The sequence below is a fragment of the Streptococcus sp. NLN64 genome, assembly GCF_015831295.1.
GTDB lineage: Bacteria > Bacillota > Bacilli > Lactobacillales > Streptococcaceae > Streptococcus.
In genome coordinates this window covers 1-16,611 of the sequence record NZ_JADXDQ010000040.1, presented here as the reverse complement: position 1 = coordinate 16,611, position 16,611 = coordinate 1, and the positions used below count along the sequence as shown (strand labels likewise).

Below are 16,611 nucleotides of genomic sequence, written 5' to 3'. Positions count from 1 at the left end.
GTGTTTTCTTCACTTGAAGCAGTCATCGATCAATTAGAAACAGTCATTAGAGGTTTACATTGGGAAGATTTAAAAACCATTGTCCGAAGACAATGGTTGGTTTCAGATTTTGAACTTAACTGAGTATAAAAATTGAACTCTAACAAAGAAGCACGAGTACTGAGACTCGTGCTTCTTTATGTCAAATTATTCATTTTCTATAACACTTATACTCTTTTAGTTTATCTTTTATTACTGTGTTAGCTCGTCTTGCCGTACTTTAGTACTGCCTGCGACTCGCTGCCTTGTACTAAAAGCAAACTAAAAGACTATATACTCATTAAATTTTAAAATCTGACGTTGTCAAGCCTCTTCGGTGAACTTCAGTTCTACCATCATCGGCTTTCCTAGTCATTTTTTTGAAATTTTTCGAGTATTCCGATTTTGAAGTTTGTCCAGTATTAACGAATTTCAAACATACTAAGCTTAGTAGTGAAGAAACCTTCGACGAAAGATTTCCTCACTACTTTTTCTTTATGTTAAAGTAGAGGTGTCTTGTTAAATCGTACTAAATTTTGACATTTAATGCCGTAGCTCAGTATTTTCTGCGACTCACTTCTAAGGCTAAAATTGCTTTTCAGTGAGCATAAACTGTCTATCCTCTGCGAATCCCCAATTCTAAAAGATTCATCTGCAGATGACTTTCCTTTAAAGAATAAGTTTCCAATTGGTTGACAACTGACCGTAAATGATTCGCTTTTTCACTTGAAATCAGCCCATCACTTTCAAATTCATGAATGATTTTTCGTTCCAAATAATAAGCCGCAATTAGTTCCTTTGAATGGTATTGTCTGGTTCGCAATAAAACACGACTGACAAATCCACCATCCCCGATAATGGTTGCTTCTCGTAAACGATAATCTCTGTAGTAATGCAGGAGCTCCGTTGAGTAGACTCCTGACAACTCAGCCAAGGCATCCATCAACACTTCTGTATTGTTCAGATAAAGAATCGCCAATTGATCGCTCTCCTCCGCACTTAGCTGCGGCTGATTTCCAGCCAACCACTGGCGAGTATAGGATCCAAATGTCATGATTTCATGGACCAGCAGTCTAGCTACCCGGAAAAAAAATAGTAACAGAAATGTTAAACGGCTCATAACCGAGCGACTCACTTGCCCTTCCAATCTTCTCAAATAACGCTGGTAAACAAAGTAAGCACGTTCTGATAAATGTCCCGCTTCATAGGCCTGATCGAGACCATCATTTTCGACACTTAACGTTAACAGATTCAAATCTAACCATTGCTGTCGAATGGAACGCCCTTCATGCTCAATAATCAAAGAACCAATCCGATCATTATAATTATCAAGCACAGCATATAGAGCCTCCTTCTCTGTACTTTCTTGAATGTCTTGTTCAATTTGATTGATGACTGCATTAAGAACAGCTATCTCTGCAGCATAATCTATATCTTCCTCGGGCTGATCAGCTAGATAAGGTAAAACCAAAAGACCTGTCAAAAAACTGAAGAGCGTAACGCCAGCCACTATAAAGAGTAAACTCGGATAAGCAATTTTTAGATCTTGTGGTAAGAGAAGGATGGTCGCTATCGACATGGTTCCTTTGACTCCTGAAAACGTTAGGATGAAAATTTCCTTCCACTGGGAGGTCAAACTATCCTTTTTGATCCATGCACGAAGAGCATAATAGACAGTAATTCCTATAAAACGAAGGGCAAATAAAACAACTGTTAGAAGGACACTCAATCCTAAAAGAATCGCATTGTCATACAAGGGACTTCTGACAATTGGATCAAACATATAGACCAATTCAATTCCTAAAATAAGAAAGACAGCCCCATTTAACATGAAGTTCACTGCTTTCCAAACAGTGTCAAAGGTTTCTTCTATTTCCACCTCAAGTTGATTAAAGCGTTTCCTGCGATTAGACTTCAAAATTCCAGCCACAACAACTGCAATGATCCCTGAAACTTGTAGCTGATCCGCCAAATAAAAGGTCAGAAGTGGGAGGCTCAGTTCTAATAACAATTCTCCCGCCACATCAACAGCTTGGTAACGCATCAGTATCTTGTGGGTAATGAAATTCAAACCAGCCGCGAAGAAACCAACCACAATTCCTCCTGCAATTTGAACAAAAAGCGTACCTCCAGCTTGGGTTACAGAAAACATACCGGTTGTCCAAACCAGAATGGCCGTTTGATAAGAGACCAAACCACTTGCATCATTCAAGAGCCCCTCTCCCCTTAAGATATCCTCTGTCTTCTGCGAAAATCGGAATCGCTCGGCCAAGGACGAAAATGCAATCAGGTCAGTCGAGCCTAGGGCAGCACCTGTGGCTATCGCTACTGCCCACGGTACAACCACTAACTGGGTATGGATAACAGCTCCTAAAACAAGGGTCGTCAAAAAGATAAGGGGGAAAATTAAATAAAGGATGAAGCGCCAATGCCGGCCAATACTAGACACATCCGCCTCCTCCGACTCGCGAAAGGCTAGAGGACCAATGATCAAAGCCAGAAACACGTTCGTATCAAATTCAATTTGGTCTGAAAGCGTAAATAATCCAATGATGATCCCAAATACAATCTGTAGAAAAGGGACAGGTAATTGAGGGATAACCTTATTTAATGCATTTGATAACACTAATACCGATACAAAAATTAATAAAATCAGCAAGATTTCCATCTAGCGCGTTCCACCCTGACAAAGCTTCTGATAAAAATTTTTCTCTTTCGCCACCTTTTTAGCAGTTGGCTGATCATCCTGCCCATTAATTTGCAAGGCACATCGTTTCATCTCCAAACCTAAAACTCGTTTTTGTTGACGACGTAACTGGCGCTCATGACCTGCTTGGATAGCCTGATGATCATCCACACGAACATCTTGTAATCGTGCTCTATCTTTTAAAGCCTGCAAACGTTCTTCAATAAATTCCTTATCCATGTTTCTCTACTTTCTTTTCAATCATAATTAAAAAAGGGGGACAATTCCGCTGATTCAGGGTTCGGTATTCCAAAACGGTATAATCCTCTTGCGGCAGGTCTTGGACAAATGCCAAGAGTGCATCCTTTTCCTCTGTACCTCCTGGATGTCCCCAATAGACCATCATCGCAATCCGACCACCCGGAAGCAAGATATCACAGGCTGCCTTCACCGCTACCAATGTCGTTTCTGGAAGGGTCACTATACTCTTATCCGCTGACGGTAGATAACCCAAATTAAAAATCACCGCCTTAGCCTGATCCACATATTCTGCCAGATGCTCATGTCCCTTTAAGTGTAATTGAACATTGCTCTGACCAGCCTGTTCCAAACGCTGCTGGGTTTGAACCAATGCTTGTGCCTGAATATCAAAAGCATGGACAAGACCGCTCCTTTGGGCTAGAAAGAGTGTGTCATGGCCATTCCCCATGGTTGCATCCACTGTGGTATCCTCTGGGCTAAGGACCTGAACCAGAAATTCATGGGCCATGTCTAAGGGTTTTAGTGGCATTTTTTCCTCCCCCATCTTTTTTAAAGATGTTCCCATTATACCATTTTTCTCAAAAAAGAAAGCAAGCTAACGCATGAGCTACCTTGCTTGTTTGCCTGTAAAACGCCAACGAAAGCGAAGTCTTTGATAGGCGGGGAATTCTAAAAATAAGATCCCAAACCCTAGCAGAAGACTACCGATGACGTCGCTCGGGTAATGGACCCCTAGATAAACTCTGGACAGAGGTAGCACCAAAATCAAGAGGATTAGAAATCCTTGTAAGAAGGTCCGGAGCCATCCTGCCTGAACATTTTGGCTAACAATAATCAGCACAGAGCCGATTACCAAACTGGCTGCTAGAGCATGACCACTGGGGAACGAAAACCCCTTCTCTGCAACTAGATGCTCAATACCAGGACGTGGTCTTTGATAGATATTTTTCAAGATAAGAACCAGTAAGCCAGTTAAAGCCAGGTTCCCTACTAAGAGGATTGCCTCGCTATAGTAACGTTTCCACAGAAGGAAGATTGTAGCCAGGGCAACCCAGCCCATAATGACCGGCATATTCCCAATCTTGGTTAGACTGGTAAAGAAAGTCGTCAAAGCTGTGGGAAGATCACCACGAACAGCGGTTTGAATCCCACTATCAAAAGCCACCAAGTTTTGAGGATAGAAACGAACTGTATACCCCAAAATCACAAATAATAAGAGACAAAAACTCCCTCTCGTCCAGTAGCTTTGCTTATTCTGCATAGGCTTTCACCACCGGTTTCATGAGTGCCCAAATCAGACAAAAACTAAAGGTATAAGACACTCCAGCAATCAAATTGAAGGGGAGAACCATAGCTTGGAGATAGGTTCCAAGCCCAATGATAGCAGCAATATCAAATCCAGCAAAGCTAGCATACAGGGGAATGGCATAGAAATAGTTCATCCCAAGCATCACCACGGTTAGGGCTAGGGTCCCCAAGCCTCCAGCTAGAAAATACTGAACATAGGAATCCTTTTTACGCCAAACCATGGCTAACACCAACATAAAAGAGAAAATTCCGAGCATATTCATAGGAAGCCCGATAACAGTCGAAATCCCTTGGTTATTCAATAAAAGCTTCAGTAACGAACGAAGCAAGAGAGCCAAGCTTGCCTGCTTCAGGCCAAACAACTCCAATGCTACCAAAATGGGTAAAATACTTAAATCCAACTGCAAGAAATCTGCACCTGGAATAATGGGAATAGCAAAAAACATCAAAATAAAGGAAAGGGCAGCCAACACTGCCACAATCGTCAAGCGTTTAATTCGAGTCATGTCGTACCTATCTATTTAATCTTATCTTGTTCATAATGATGAACAGTTTCTAATCCAACAAAGTTCTGTTGGCGTAAAGCCTCGTAAACCACCATACAGACTGCATTGGAAACATTTAAACTACGGACATGGTCATCATTCATGGGAATCCGAATCGCCTGTTTCCGATAGTCCTGTAAGAAATCCGCAGGCAAGCCAGTATCTTCCCGTCCAAAAATAAAGTAAGCATCGTTCCCTGTCTGATAGTCCTTCTCAGCATAGGTCGCTTCTGCAAATTTGGTAACGGGATAGAGTGATTGATGCCCATGTTGGCTCAAAAAATCCTCTAAAGATTCATAGTGAAAAATCTCCAACTGGTCCCAATAATCGAGCCCTGCACGTTTCATCTTTTTATCATCCAAAGGAAAACCCAAAGGATGGATTAAATGAAGGGGACTATTGGTTGCGGCACAGGTCCGAGCGATATTTCCTGTATTTTGTGGAATCTGAGGTTGGTATAAAACAATATGATTCAAGGAAAAGGTCCTTTCGAATAAAAAAATAGCCACATTGTCCGGAGTCAAGCTCAGCGGGCAATGTGGTGCGCTCATCTGATTAACTTAGATCACAACAGGTCTGAGCTAAATCAATCAAATTACAGTCTTAGTATATACCAGGAACACCTTACCTGTCAAGCTTCTTGATTGTTTTTTTGAAAAAAACAAAGGAATCTGGAAGGGGATCCTCTCCCCCCTGTGACCAAGGGTGACAGGACAAAATTCGCTTACTGCCCAAATAGAGGCCCCATAGACCATAAGCCTCTAGGGCTTGAATCATATAAGTAGAACAAGTGGGGCTATAGATACAGGAAGGTGGAAAAAGAGGCGAAATAAAGCGTTTGTAGCCCTTCACCAGAAGAATCAGAAGACGACTCATCGTCTTTTCTTCCCAGTCTGCTTAGGCGTTACCGCTAGGTTATGCAGTTGACTGATTTCTTTTTTGTTTAACCGTCGGAATTCGCCTGGCCGTAAACCTGCTACATCCAGATGACCGAAACGAGTTCGGGATAATTTGTCAACTTGAAGTCCAACCGCCTCAAACATCTTCTTAACCTGATGATTCCGGCCTTCATGAATGGTTAATTCCACAACGGAACGGTTTTTAACCGGGTCGACTTTTAAAATATTGTAGACTGCTGGTTTTGTTTTCTTTCCTTCAATGACAATGCCTCTGGTTAACGGACGAAGGTTTTCCTTGGTAGCCAATCCTTTCACACGCGCTAGGTAAACCTTGTCAATTTCATTTCGAGGATGGATCATCTCATCCGTAAAATCACCATCATTGGTCAATAACAAAACACCACTAGTGTCCCAGTCCAAGCGGCCAACGGGATAAATCCGTTCCTTGACCCCACTAAAAAAATCAAGAACAGTTGCCCGGCCCTTGTCATCACTGACACTGGAAATAACTCCACGGGGTTTATTTAAAAGGTAGTAGACTTTTTCCTCATGATAAATCGGTTGACCTTCAACTTCTACACGGTCCCCTTTTTTCACAGTGGTAGCCAATTCCTTGACCACTTGGCCATTGATCGTTACCCGGCCCTGCTTAATCAGCTCTTCAGCTTTGCGACGGCTGGCAACTCCAGCATGGGCTATGTATTTATTAATTCTCATTTTCTTCCTCAATCCTAAACAAGGACTTCTCTTGCTCTTCTTCTTCCTCTACTTGGACCTGAGGAAGATCTTCTAATTGATTCATCCCCATGTAGTCCAAAAAATAATCAGTGGTGCCATATAAATTTGGACGCCCTAAGGTTTCCTTTTTACCAACCTCTTTGATTAAACCAAATCCTTGCAACTTGGTTAAGGCCCCGCTTGAGTTAACACCGCGAATAGCATCAATTTCAATGCGAGTAATTGGCTGACGGTAAGCAACAATGGAAAGCACCTCCAAGCTGGCCCGGGAAAGAGATTGCTGCATCGGTGTCTGTGCATAGGCTTCCAATAAAGAAGCATAGGCTGGCTTGGTCACCAGACGCAAGCTTCGCTTGGTCTCAATGACCGTCAAACTGGAATCAGGATTCTGGTCATAGGATTGGATTAAAGCCTTGACCAAGGGTTCGAGCTGAACTGGATCTACATCCAACATGGAGGCCAAATGGAAGCGATCGAGACCATCTTCACCAGCTGTAAATAAGAGGGCCTCCAAGGCCGCTAATTGACTCATGTTACCTGTCCTTCTATCCATATTTCATCAAAGGTCTCAGCCTGATGGAGACGAATTTCTTGGATTTTCACCAATTCCAAACAGGCTAAAAATTGTGTAATCATTTGGGAAAGCGATTCAGCCTGAACTAGAAGTTGGCTAAAGGCCAGTTTTCCCTTGGCTTGCTTCAAACCTTGGCGAACCTGATCCATGGAATCCTCAATCCGAAAATCATCCCGTTCTACCGTTGTATGCTGTCCCTGCCGTTTCTTTTTCTCCTGCCGTAGTAGATGCGAAAACGTCAAAAAGAGGTCCATTGAAGTGATGTCCTGATTGAGTTCCACAACTTCCGAAAGCAAAGGACTAGAGGGATGGCTATAATAGAGCGAGCGATCCTCATGCTGCCGGGCCAATTCCTGACTGGCTGCTTTAAAGTAGCGATAATCTTCCAATTGTTGAAGCAGGTTCTGCTCCATATCCTCCACTAGCTCGTCTTCCTCTTGACTTTGAATCTGGGGTAAGAGCTTCCGGCTTTTTAGTAAAATCAACTGACTGGCCATAACCATATACTCAGAAGCCACTTCCAAACGTAAGGCTTGGAGGGTTGACAGGTAGGCCAGATACTGTTCAATCACCTCTAACAAGGGAACATCATAAATATCCATTTGGTAGCGAGAGACGAGGTGCAAGAGCAAATCCAAGGGTCCCTCAAAATCTTTGATTTTTATTTCCATTTGCGGTATTTCTCAATACTGTGTAAGGAGCGCAGGCCTAGATTATCTGCAATCGTCAGCAAGTCCACTCCGGCTTTCAATTCTTTAAAAATATACTGCTCTCGTAAACTTTGAGGGGAGTGGGTTGTCAGCTCCTGCTCCTCCAAAAAAGCTTTTATCTGTAAGAAAACCCACTGACGGGTATAGGGTTTCCCTTGATGTTCAAAAAGAAAGGTGCCTGGGCCTTCTTGGCCCAGGAGCTTTCTCAAGTTCTCTCCCACTTCCAGAACTCTGCGTTTACCGCTTTGTCCCACCTGCAAAAGACCAAGAGCAGGCTGTAAATCGGACTTCTTCAGCTGAATAATTTCAGTTGGCAAGAGCCCGGTTTCCAAAATCAGAGCTACCAAAAGCTGGCCTTGTGGATATTGGGTCCTTATCTGAAACAAATCCTTAGCCAACAAAGCCTGGTCAGGAGCACTCGGCTCCTCTTGACTTTTCAAAGGCGGCAAATCCAAACGGTAATAACGTTCGACATGTCCCTCTTGATAAAGAAAGAAGAGGAATTGGTTAATGGCGGATAGCTTTCGCCGCTGAGCCGTTACACTGAGATGACTCAAAGAGTCCCGGTAGACTTTAAGACCCAGATCATCTACCTTGCCATTCAGGCTCCGCTCTAATTGCTTTAAATCCGATACATAGGCCGCCCTGGTATTGGTGGAAAGTCTTTTGCTTTCTAAAAAGGACTCAATCCAAGCTCTCATTTGGGACTCATTTCATAATGTTGGCCAAAATCATGGAGCAGGGCATTGGTTGCCTTGAGAATGGATTTACGAGCAATAATCCCTTCCAAAAGGCCCTCAGCATCCAAGACCGGCAGAAAGGACTCGTCCACCAACTTGTGAAAGACTTCTGTCAGGGTGTAACCCGGTCCCAGGGTAAGTCCATCTCTTTTGACCATATGCACAATGTCCATATTTTCCAGCTCTGCAGCTGACAGATTGTGTTGTATTTGATAGCTCAGGATATCCGTTAAAGAAATCGTTCCTACAAATTTACCGTGGTCTGTCACGACAGGAATCCGTGTATAGGTAATCTGACTTAGCAGGAGAATTACATGATCCACGTTATGGCTATCGATGACAACCGCCAGATTCGCAGCGGGCGTTAGAAAGGTGGACTCTTGGGCCTTCAAATAGTCCTCTAGGGGTTGTGCAATCATTTGATAGTAAACTCCTTGCTTAAGCTGGGGAAAAGCTGATGATCTCGTGTGTAGTAATCCACACGAGCTTGATTGCCTTCAAGACGAATCACAGCATAGAGACGTTCCAAGATTGTCCCACGCGGCTGACTGACTGAACCTGGGTTCAAATAAAGGATCCCATCTTCTTGATAAGCAGCAGGGATATGGAGATGCCCGTAAAGACAGATGCTGGCCCCTTCTTCTTGCGCCCAGTAGGCCAATTTATCCATGGTGAAATTGATATTTTGCAGATGGCCATGAGTTTGGACAATCTTGTACCCATCCAAATCGACACTCAGACGATCCGGAAAACCTGCAAAAAAGTCCATATTTCCGGCAACAACATGGATACCGTCCCAAACTGGATCATCCACTTCCAATTCTGAATCTCCATTGTGGAAAATCAAGTCTGCCTTATCTTGCCATTGTTCTTTGATGGCTTGTACAATACTGCGATCCCCATGAGAATCGCTCATAACAACTACTGTCCGTCTCTCCATGATGGAAATACCTCCACTAATTTCTGAACAGCTTGAGCCCTATGAGACTGCTGGTTTTTCTCCTCCATACTTAGCTGAGCAGACGTTATTCCAGTCTCACCTATGAGAAAGAGGGGATCATAACCGAACCCATTCTCTCCCTTAGGCTCAAAGGCAATGTAACCAGGCCAATCGGCCTCAACAACCAAAGACTCACGCCCCGGAGCAGCGACAACCAAGGTCGTATGGAACTGAGCTGAACGATTTTCCTTATCTAAAACCATGGCCATCTCATGTAATAATCTAGCATTATTTTCAGCATCCGTCGCATCTGGTCCAGCAAAACGGGCACTCCATACTCCTGGAAGCCCACCTAGGACATCTACTTTTAGGCCGGAATCATCCGCTAGAACCATAGTCCCTGTTAGTTCTGCAATTCCTTCTGCCTTCAGACGGGCATTGGCTTCAAAAGTCGTACCTGTCTCCGCAATTTCTGGCAGATCTGGATAATCATTGAGATTTTCCACTCGGAAACCTAGTGGTTCGAAGATTTTCTTAAACTCCGCTGTTTTGCCCTCATTGCGCGTGGCAATCAAAAGGGGCTCTAATTCCGCTTGTCCCAGCACCTTATCCAACCCTTCCCCGCCTTCTGGTAGAACCACATGTAGCAGACGCCCTTCTTCCACAACCAATAGGGCAGCTCCTCGGCGCTCTAGGCTCAGATGACGGTTCTCACTGCGATTGATCAGGTCCACCATAAACTGTGCCAGCTTTTGAGCTGAAGACCATTGGAAAACTTGCACTTTAAAGCCATTTTTTTGAGACAAATTTTGAAAAGGGGCTAGGAAATGGTAAACCTGATCTTCCTGATCAAAAGCGAAACTTAAGTGAGGTCCGTCAGACACCTGTGCGACGTACCAGTCTTGTCCATCTCGAAATTCTACTAGTTCTTGTTTCATAAATCTATATGCTCCACTCGTACTTCTTCTTCTAGCCAGGTCTGGGCTAGTTGGGTAAAGGCAGCCGCATCTCCCGTCGTATAAAAGGCGTGTTGTTGCTGTTCCAAATCACGTCCACGATTGATTTCAAAATAATTCAAGAGGACCGAAATATCCCGAACACACTCAGCGCCACTATCAATCAAGGTGACCTCAGGACCCAAGGCATTTTGAATGACTGGCCGTAGCAAGGGATAATGGGTACATCCCAAAATCAAGGTTGAAACCTGTCCCTGAAAATCTTTTAACTGATCATACACAACCTTTTTAGCCAGACTAGAGTGAAGCTCATTCGCTTCAACCAGGGGCACGAAAGGTGGACAGGCCTGACTTATGACTTGGGCATTGGGATCCAAGGACTGAATCTTTTGGCGGTAAATATCCGAGGCGACGGTCATTTCTGTCGCAATGACACCAATCTTTCCTTTATGATTGACTTTAAGAGCTGCAGAAGCACCTGGAAGAATAACACCAAGCACTGGAATATCCAACGCTTCTTTGATTTCCTCCCAGGCCACAGCTGTTGCCGTATTACAGGCAATGACAATCATTTTGACATTTTTAGCCTGCAAAAAACGAACCAGTTCCCAAGTATATTCTCGAATTTCTTCAGCTGCCCGAGGGCCATACGGAGCTCGGGCAGAGTCTCCTATATAAATAACTTCTTCATGGGGTAGTTGACGTCGGAGCTCTTTTACAACGGTCAAACCACCGACTCCTGAATCCAAGAAACCAATTGGACGATTATCCATGCCATCCTCCTTTTATCTAGCCCAGTGGCCAATATTGCTGTAACCACCCTAGAAAAAACGAGAAGGCCGAGACTTTTGTCTCAGCCTCGCTTGTTTATTTCTTGGCTTGTTTCTTTTGTTGGTTAACAATTTGTTGATAAACTTGGTTGACACGCGCCTCGCTTGGTTTTTGTCCCATTTGCCCCATCATGACACGCAGGGCATCCTTATTCAAACGAGGGTATTGAGCAATTTCTTGCTCAAATTGACGGCGAGACAAATAAATTCCAAGTGCTACACCAGCAATAAAGAAAACAACGATTAATAGTATTCCTAACCAAAGAGGCATAATTCAATTCCTTCCACTTTCATACATTTCTCCTTATTATACCAAAGCCTAGCCTCTTTTTCAAAAAGAAAAAAACCTCCAAGCAAAACTTGGAGGAATCAGCCTTAATCGCGATTAGCCGCAAAAATGCGGAGGATACTCAAGAAAAGGTTGATAAAGTTCAAGTATAGGCTGAGAGCCATGGAAATAGCCCAACCGTTGGAAACTTGTCCACCTGATTGCTGGTAGGCTTGACGAATCCGTTGGTTGTCATAAGCAGTTAAGCCTGCAAAAATCACAACCATCACAATACTCATGATGTAGGACAAGCCTGCACTACGTAAGAAAATATTAATCAAACTAGCAATTAAAACTCCGAATAAGACCATGCGAAAAGCATGAGCCATACCAGACAAATCCCGCTTGCTAACAAGACCAACCACTGCCATAGCAAAGAAGGTCAGTGTAGCGGTCAAGAAGGCCGCAAACACATCCGTTTGGCTGTAAGCTGCTAGGATAAAGCTGAGGGTGAAGCCGTTTAGGGCTGAATAGAAAAGAAAAAGTGGCATGGCCATTGGATTATTTTTCCAAGCGGTTGTTGAAACTGAATAAACAAGAGCCAACTCAATAAAAGAGGCAGCATAGTAAACCCAAGAATGGTTGACCATAATATTTATCATGGTTGCTTGGAAAACATAAAGCAACAGACCAGAAACGAGAGCTGAAATACCAAGCCCCATCCCCATATAACCATAAACTTTAGCGAAAAAACGATTTAAACCAGTATCGGTTTGCGACATGATTGGTTGCATAAAAAACTCCTTTAGCTATTTTTTAGATGAAACAAGAGAATACCAGCCGCGATGGCCACATTTAGACTCTCTGCCTGACCTGACATAGGAATATGAACGGTTTGATCCGCCAACGAATGAGCTAGACCAGAAGCCCCTTGCCCTTCATTCCCCATTAAAAGGATGAGCTGCTCCATAGGAGCTAAGTCCAGGTAAGACTGCGACTGATCCTTTAGACTCGTCACCAAAAGCGGAGCATGAGTGACTTTGGTTAATTCATCCAACGAATACTCGTAAATCGGCAAATGCCAGTGGCTTCCTTGCATGGATCGAAGGGTCTTAGGACTATAGATGTCTGCCGTCCCAGGACTTACCAAAACCCCGGTAAAACCTGCTGCATCTGCTGTACGGATCATGGTTCCAACATTCCCTGGATCCTGAACTTCCTCCAAATACAACCATTTTCCTTGGCTTAAATCTGGCCTTTCGAGGATCTCTCGTTTCACCTCTGCCACAACCCCTTGAGGTGTTTTGGAATCCGCCAATTCAGCTAGAATGGAGGCAGAGACCAGTTGATAGGCCAAACCCTTTGGAAGTCGCTCTTTTTCTTCTTCCAAAATAAAAATAGTCCCAAATTCTACTCCAGCTTGATAAGCTTCTTCAAATAGATGCCAGCCTTCAATCAGATAAGAATTCTTGCGGTATTTTTTCTTTTGTAATTTTTTGACCTTTTTAATCAAGGGATTGGTTTTAGAGGTTATAATAGTCATAAGAGATATTATAGCACAAATGGAGGAACCTATGAAAAAAGTACGGTTAATTGTTCAAGGTCGCGTTCAAGGAGTTGGTTTTCGCTGGTCTGTTTGGGAACTCGCCAATTCATTGGGAGGGATTACAGGACGTGTCTGGAATCGAGAGGATGGAACGGTGGAAATTCTAGCCCAGTCTGAAGATGCCGGAAAGATGGCACTTTTTATCCAAGAGGTGAGAAAAGGACCTAGCCCTTTTTCCAAGGTGACCTATGTCGACGTTACCATGGCTAACTTCCCCTCTTATCAAGATTTTACCATCCAAAACTAATGGTCAGACCTTGGTCCTAAAAACTAAAGGTCAGACCTTGGTCCTATTGTAATTTAGGCCTAAAAACAGTAAAATGGGAAGGGTAATAATTTAGAAAAGGACGATGAATGTGACAATTAGAAAAAAATTTGTTTCTGCAGGACTCCTAGCCTCGATGCTGGTCTTGCTCTCTGGCTGTGTCGGCCGTGATGCGAGCGGAAATCCGACGGGCCTTATCTGGGATCTTTTGGGAAAACCCATGAGTATCCTAATCACCTTCTTTGCTGAAAATCAAGGATTGGGATATGGGATTGCCATTATTCTGGTAACCATTATTGTACGGATTATTATTTTGCCATTGGGGCTCATGCAATCCCATAAAGCAGCCTATCAAGCTGAAAAGATGGCTTATATGCAACCAATCTTGGCACCTATCCAAGAACGGATGCGAAATGCCCAAACCCAAGAAGAAAAATTATTGGCCAATCAAGAATTTATGGCGGCACAAAGAGAGAACGGCCTTAATCCACTCGGTGGAGTTGGTTGCTTACCAATCTTGATTCAAATGCCTTTCTTCTCTGCCCTCTTCTTTGCAGCACAACATACACCAGGGATTGCAGGTTCCAGTTGGATGGGAATTCCATTGGATTCATCAAGTATGCTCTTGACCATTCTAACGGGTGTCCTCTATTTAATCCAGTCCGCCCTAACCTTGGTCGGAGTTTCTGAAGAACAACGGAAACAAATGCAATCTATGGTCCTTATGAGTCCTATCATGATTATGGTCTTCTCTTTCAATTCACCAGCTGGTGTTGCTCTATACTGGTTGGTCGGTGGTTTCTTCTCCATCATTCAACAATTGATTACCATGTATGTGGTACGTCCTCGTCTCCGGAAACAAGTCGCTAAGGAATTTGAAGAAAACCCTCCAAAAAAACCAAGCAACTTTTCAGCTAGCTTCGGAGCTAGTGCAAATAACGGACCTATCAAAGATGTGACACCACCAAGCTCACAAAACCGCAACAACTCCAATAAAAAACGCAACGCAGGTAAGCAACGGTCTCGTAAATAAGAAGTTGCTAGAGTATGAAAGACACCAAGACAAGACATTGAAACCTTAACTTGGTGTCTTTTTTCATTCTATTATTAGACTCCCTATCAATTTCGGAATACTGGACAAACTTCAAAATCGGAATACCCGAAAATTTCAAAAAAATGATTAGGAAAGCCGATGATGGTATAGTCTTTTAGTTTGCTTTTAGTACAAGGCAGCGAGTCGCAGGCAGTACTAAAGTACGGCAAGACGAGCTAACACAGTAATAAAAGATAAACTAAAAGAGTATAGAACTGAAGTTCACCGAAGAGGCTTGACCACGTCAGATTTTTAAATTTCAGCTCTATAATTTCTATAATGGGTGACAATCCAGAATAGAGGTTATAGGGCTTTTTGAGTATTAAAAAAGTCCCATATGACCTATAATGTAAAGCGATGAAACTAACATCAGGAGTATCATATGGAACCTATTAAGAATACCACAGAATTGCTTAGTTTAACAGACAAAAACATCAAAATTCTTTTCGCTTTTAAAGAAAAAAACTTTCAGGTACTTCGAGCTAAATTAGACTACGCCTCTCCTTCTTGCCCCCATTGCCAAGGAGATATGATTAAATATGACTTTCAACCTGAATCGAAAATCCCTCTCTTAGAAGTCCAAGGACTACCTACTGTCCTATTTCTAAAGAAAAGAAGATTTCAATGCAAAAGCTGTCGAAAAGTCGTCGTCTCCGAAACACCTATCGTCAAGAAAAATTATCAGATTTCTGTTCAAATCTTCCAAAAGATAGCGGATTTTATCATTGGGAAACAATCCATGACAGACATTGCTCGCAGATTAGGAATCTCTACTTCCACAGTTCTTAGAAAGCTAAAAGAGTTTTCTTTCAAACCCGATTTCAGTTCTCTACCCGAGGTTATGAGCTGGGATGAGTTTGCTTTCAAAAAGGGCGAAATGTGTTTCATTGCTCAAGATTATGAAAGTTCTAAAATCACTACTGTCTTAAACGGGAGAACCGAGACTATCATTCGAAACTACTTCCTAAACTATGATCTGAAGGTGCGTCAAAAGGTAGAGTTTATTACCATGGATATGTACTCACCCTATTTTGGCCTTGTCAGACGACCTCGCTTTTCAATTTTTTTGGCTCGGGCTGAAATAATCTACTAGATTATTTCACTCCCTAACGCAAAGATAGTCCTAGATCGATTCCACATCATGCAACATCTTGCCCGTGGCATGTATAGACTTCACATTCAAATTATGAATGACTTTAAAGACACTAAATCTATCGAATACCGTGGGCTAAAGAAACACTGGAAACTCCAACAGAAAAATAGCTATAATCTCAGCGAAAAACACTTCTATGAACGTACCTTTCGAATGTGGACTAATAGCAAACAAGTCCGTGATAGACTCCTTTCCTTTTCTGACAAACTTAAGTACCACTATAATATCTATCAACTCTTACTCTCTCATTTTGAGGAAAGAAGAGCGGACCTTTTCTATGACTTGATTGAAGCTGAAATCAATCAGGTGGATGACACCTTCTCTAAAATATTTGATACATTTCTACAAAACAAGAAGTATATTCTCCACTCATTTGACTATTCTTATTCCAATGCACGATTGGAAGCAACCAATAATCTCATCAAGGTCATCAAGAGAAACGCATTTGGCTTTAGAAACTTTGAAAACTTCAAAAAACGCATTTATGTGAATCAGAATATAAAAAGGGAAAGTACTTATACTGTACTCTCCCGTGTTCAATTATCAACTTCTATAGCTATTGAGTAGCACTGAACAGATTCAAAAAGAATCCTTATCTGTGGTGGAATCATCCGCATATCATGCGGATGACGGAAACTTTGAGACCAAGGTTCAAAGTTTAGTAGTAATTGATTCAGGAATTGAATCAATTAGCCGTTTGATAGAGGCTGCTTACGTCCGCACCACTTTCATAAGGATTCCTAAGAATCTGGATGATGCCTACACTAAAAATTTAATATAATCGCTAGTAGTATTCTAGTCACCCATTACAGTTGACAAAGAGCCAATCGAGTAGGGACTAATGGATAGTCCCTCTCACACCACCGTGCGTGCCGTTCGGCACACGGCGGTTCAATTAACTTTTAACGCATGTCGTTTTAAGTAGTAATCGAGACAGCTGACCAGTCCTCGTTTGGCGAGGACTGGTTTTGATATTGCTCTCTTTAATACTGACTTTTGTGCTACTAGTTGATAGTGGTCA

20 protein-coding genes and 1 pseudogene are annotated in these 16,611 nt (G+C 42.7%); 3 read left to right on the top strand and 18 right to left on the bottom strand.

Annotated features, from left to right (window positions below):
- Positions 1-634 precede the first annotated feature (634 nt).
- From I2503_RS06790 to I2503_RS06705, 18 genes are all read right to left on the bottom strand, one after another.
- Positions 635-2,686, bottom strand: a complete 2,052-nt coding sequence (locus tag I2503_RS06790) for a sodium:proton antiporter (protein WP_196967447.1) — start codon at positions 2,684-2,686, stop codon at positions 635-637.
- A complete protein-coding gene (locus I2503_RS06785; protein WP_196967446.1) occupies positions 2,687-2,944 on the bottom strand; it encodes a hypothetical protein in 258 nt (85 codons plus the stop codon).
- Entirely contained in the window at positions 2,937-3,494 is a 558-nt protein-coding gene (locus I2503_RS06780; protein ID WP_196967445.1) for a class I SAM-dependent methyltransferase, read from the bottom strand. Before I2503_RS06780 ends, I2503_RS06785 begins: the two co-directional genes overlap by 8 nt.
- A gap of 78 nt (positions 3,495-3,572) precedes the next feature.
- A complete protein-coding gene (locus I2503_RS06775; protein ID WP_196967444.1) occupies positions 3,573-4,226 on the bottom strand; it encodes a phosphatase PAP2 family protein in 654 nt (217 codons plus the stop codon).
- Complete coding sequence (locus I2503_RS06770) at positions 4,216-4,779, bottom strand: ECF transporter S component (RefSeq protein WP_196967443.1); 564 nt, start codon at positions 4,777-4,779, stop codon at positions 4,216-4,218. Before I2503_RS06770 ends, I2503_RS06775 begins: the two co-directional genes overlap by 11 nt.
- 11 nt (positions 4,780-4,790) lie before the next feature.
- The gene (gene trmL / locus I2503_RS06765) at positions 4,791-5,369 is read right to left on the bottom strand and encodes a tRNA (uridine(34)/cytosine(34)/5-carboxymethylaminomethyluridine(34)-2'-O)-methyltransferase TrmL (RefSeq protein WP_196967442.1); all 579 of its coding nucleotides are present in this window, start codon (positions 5,367-5,369) and stop codon (positions 4,791-4,793) included.
- A 73-nt stretch (positions 5,370-5,442) separates the two neighbouring features.
- Positions 5,443-5,694, bottom strand: coding sequence for a membrane protein insertion efficiency factor YidD (gene yidD, locus I2503_RS06760; protein WP_196091495.1), 252 nt, complete (start codon positions 5,692-5,694; stop codon positions 5,443-5,445).
- Positions 5,691-6,434, bottom strand: coding sequence for a pseudouridine synthase (locus I2503_RS06755; RefSeq protein WP_196967441.1), 744 nt, complete (start codon positions 6,432-6,434; stop codon positions 5,691-5,693). The genes yidD and I2503_RS06755 overlap by 4 nt, the downstream gene beginning before the upstream one ends.
- Positions 6,424-6,987, bottom strand: a complete 564-nt coding sequence (scpB, locus tag I2503_RS06750) for an SMC-Scp complex subunit ScpB (RefSeq protein ID WP_196967440.1) — start codon at positions 6,985-6,987, stop codon at positions 6,424-6,426. Before scpB ends, I2503_RS06755 begins: the two co-directional genes overlap by 11 nt.
- A complete protein-coding gene (locus tag I2503_RS06745) occupies positions 6,984-7,700 on the bottom strand; it encodes a segregation/condensation protein A (protein ID WP_196967439.1) in 717 nt (238 codons plus the stop codon). Before I2503_RS06745 ends, scpB begins: the two co-directional genes overlap by 4 nt.
- Positions 7,691-8,440 (bottom strand): site-specific tyrosine recombinase XerD, encoded by a 750-nt coding sequence (gene xerD / locus I2503_RS06740; protein WP_196967438.1) that lies wholly within the window; start codon positions 8,438-8,440, stop codon positions 7,691-7,693. Before xerD ends, I2503_RS06745 begins: the two co-directional genes overlap by 10 nt.
- A complete protein-coding gene (gene cbpB / locus I2503_RS06735) occupies positions 8,437-8,898 on the bottom strand; it encodes a cyclic-di-AMP-binding protein CbpB (RefSeq protein WP_196967437.1) in 462 nt (153 codons plus the stop codon). Before cbpB ends, xerD begins: the two co-directional genes overlap by 4 nt.
- Positions 8,895-9,419: a metallophosphoesterase gene (locus tag I2503_RS06730; protein ID WP_196967436.1), complete on the bottom strand. Its 525-nt coding sequence runs from the start codon at positions 9,417-9,419 to the stop codon at positions 8,895-8,897. The genes cbpB and I2503_RS06730 overlap by 4 nt, the downstream gene beginning before the upstream one ends.
- Complete coding sequence (locus I2503_RS06725) at positions 9,401-10,357, bottom strand: nucleoside-triphosphate diphosphatase (RefSeq protein WP_196967435.1); 957 nt, start codon at positions 10,355-10,357, stop codon at positions 9,401-9,403. The genes I2503_RS06730 and I2503_RS06725 overlap by 19 nt, the downstream gene beginning before the upstream one ends.
- The gene (gene racE, locus I2503_RS06720) at positions 10,354-11,148 is read right to left on the bottom strand and encodes a glutamate racemase (protein WP_196967434.1); all 795 of its coding nucleotides are present in this window, start codon (positions 11,146-11,148) and stop codon (positions 10,354-10,356) included. The genes I2503_RS06725 and racE overlap by 4 nt, the downstream gene beginning before the upstream one ends.
- Before the next feature lie 94 nt (positions 11,149-11,242).
- Positions 11,243-11,476, bottom strand: coding sequence for a YneF family protein (locus I2503_RS06715; protein WP_196091486.1), 234 nt, complete (start codon positions 11,474-11,476; stop codon positions 11,243-11,245).
- 104 nt (positions 11,477-11,580) lie between these two features.
- Positions 11,581-12,267, bottom strand: coding sequence for a Bax inhibitor-1/YccA family protein (locus I2503_RS06710; RefSeq protein ID WP_196091485.1), 687 nt, complete (start codon positions 12,265-12,267; stop codon positions 11,581-11,583).
- An 11-nt stretch (positions 12,268-12,278) separates the two neighbouring features.
- On the bottom strand, positions 12,279-13,016 hold the full coding sequence (locus I2503_RS06705) for an RNA methyltransferase (RefSeq protein WP_196967433.1): 738 nt from the start codon (positions 13,014-13,016) through the stop codon (positions 12,279-12,281).
- A 31-nt stretch (positions 13,017-13,047) separates the two neighbouring features.
- Between I2503_RS06705 and I2503_RS06700 the strand changes: the two genes are divergently transcribed.
- The 3 genes and pseudogenes from I2503_RS06700 to I2503_RS06690 all read left to right on the top strand — a co-directional run bounded on the left by I2503_RS06700 (position 13,048) and on the right by I2503_RS06690 (position 16,157).
- Positions 13,048-13,326 carry an acylphosphatase gene (locus I2503_RS06700; RefSeq protein WP_196967432.1) on the top strand — a complete coding sequence of 93 codons (279 nt, stop codon included), beginning with the start codon at positions 13,048-13,050 and terminating at the stop codon, positions 13,324-13,326.
- Between the two features lie 109 nt (positions 13,327-13,435).
- A complete protein-coding gene (gene yidC / locus I2503_RS06695) occupies positions 13,436-14,377 on the top strand; it encodes a membrane protein insertase YidC (RefSeq protein ID WP_196967431.1) in 942 nt (313 codons plus the stop codon).
- Between the two features lie 442 nt (positions 14,378-14,819).
- Positions 14,820-16,157: pseudogene (locus tag I2503_RS06690) on the top strand (transposase).
- Positions 16,158-16,611 lie beyond the last annotated feature (454 nt).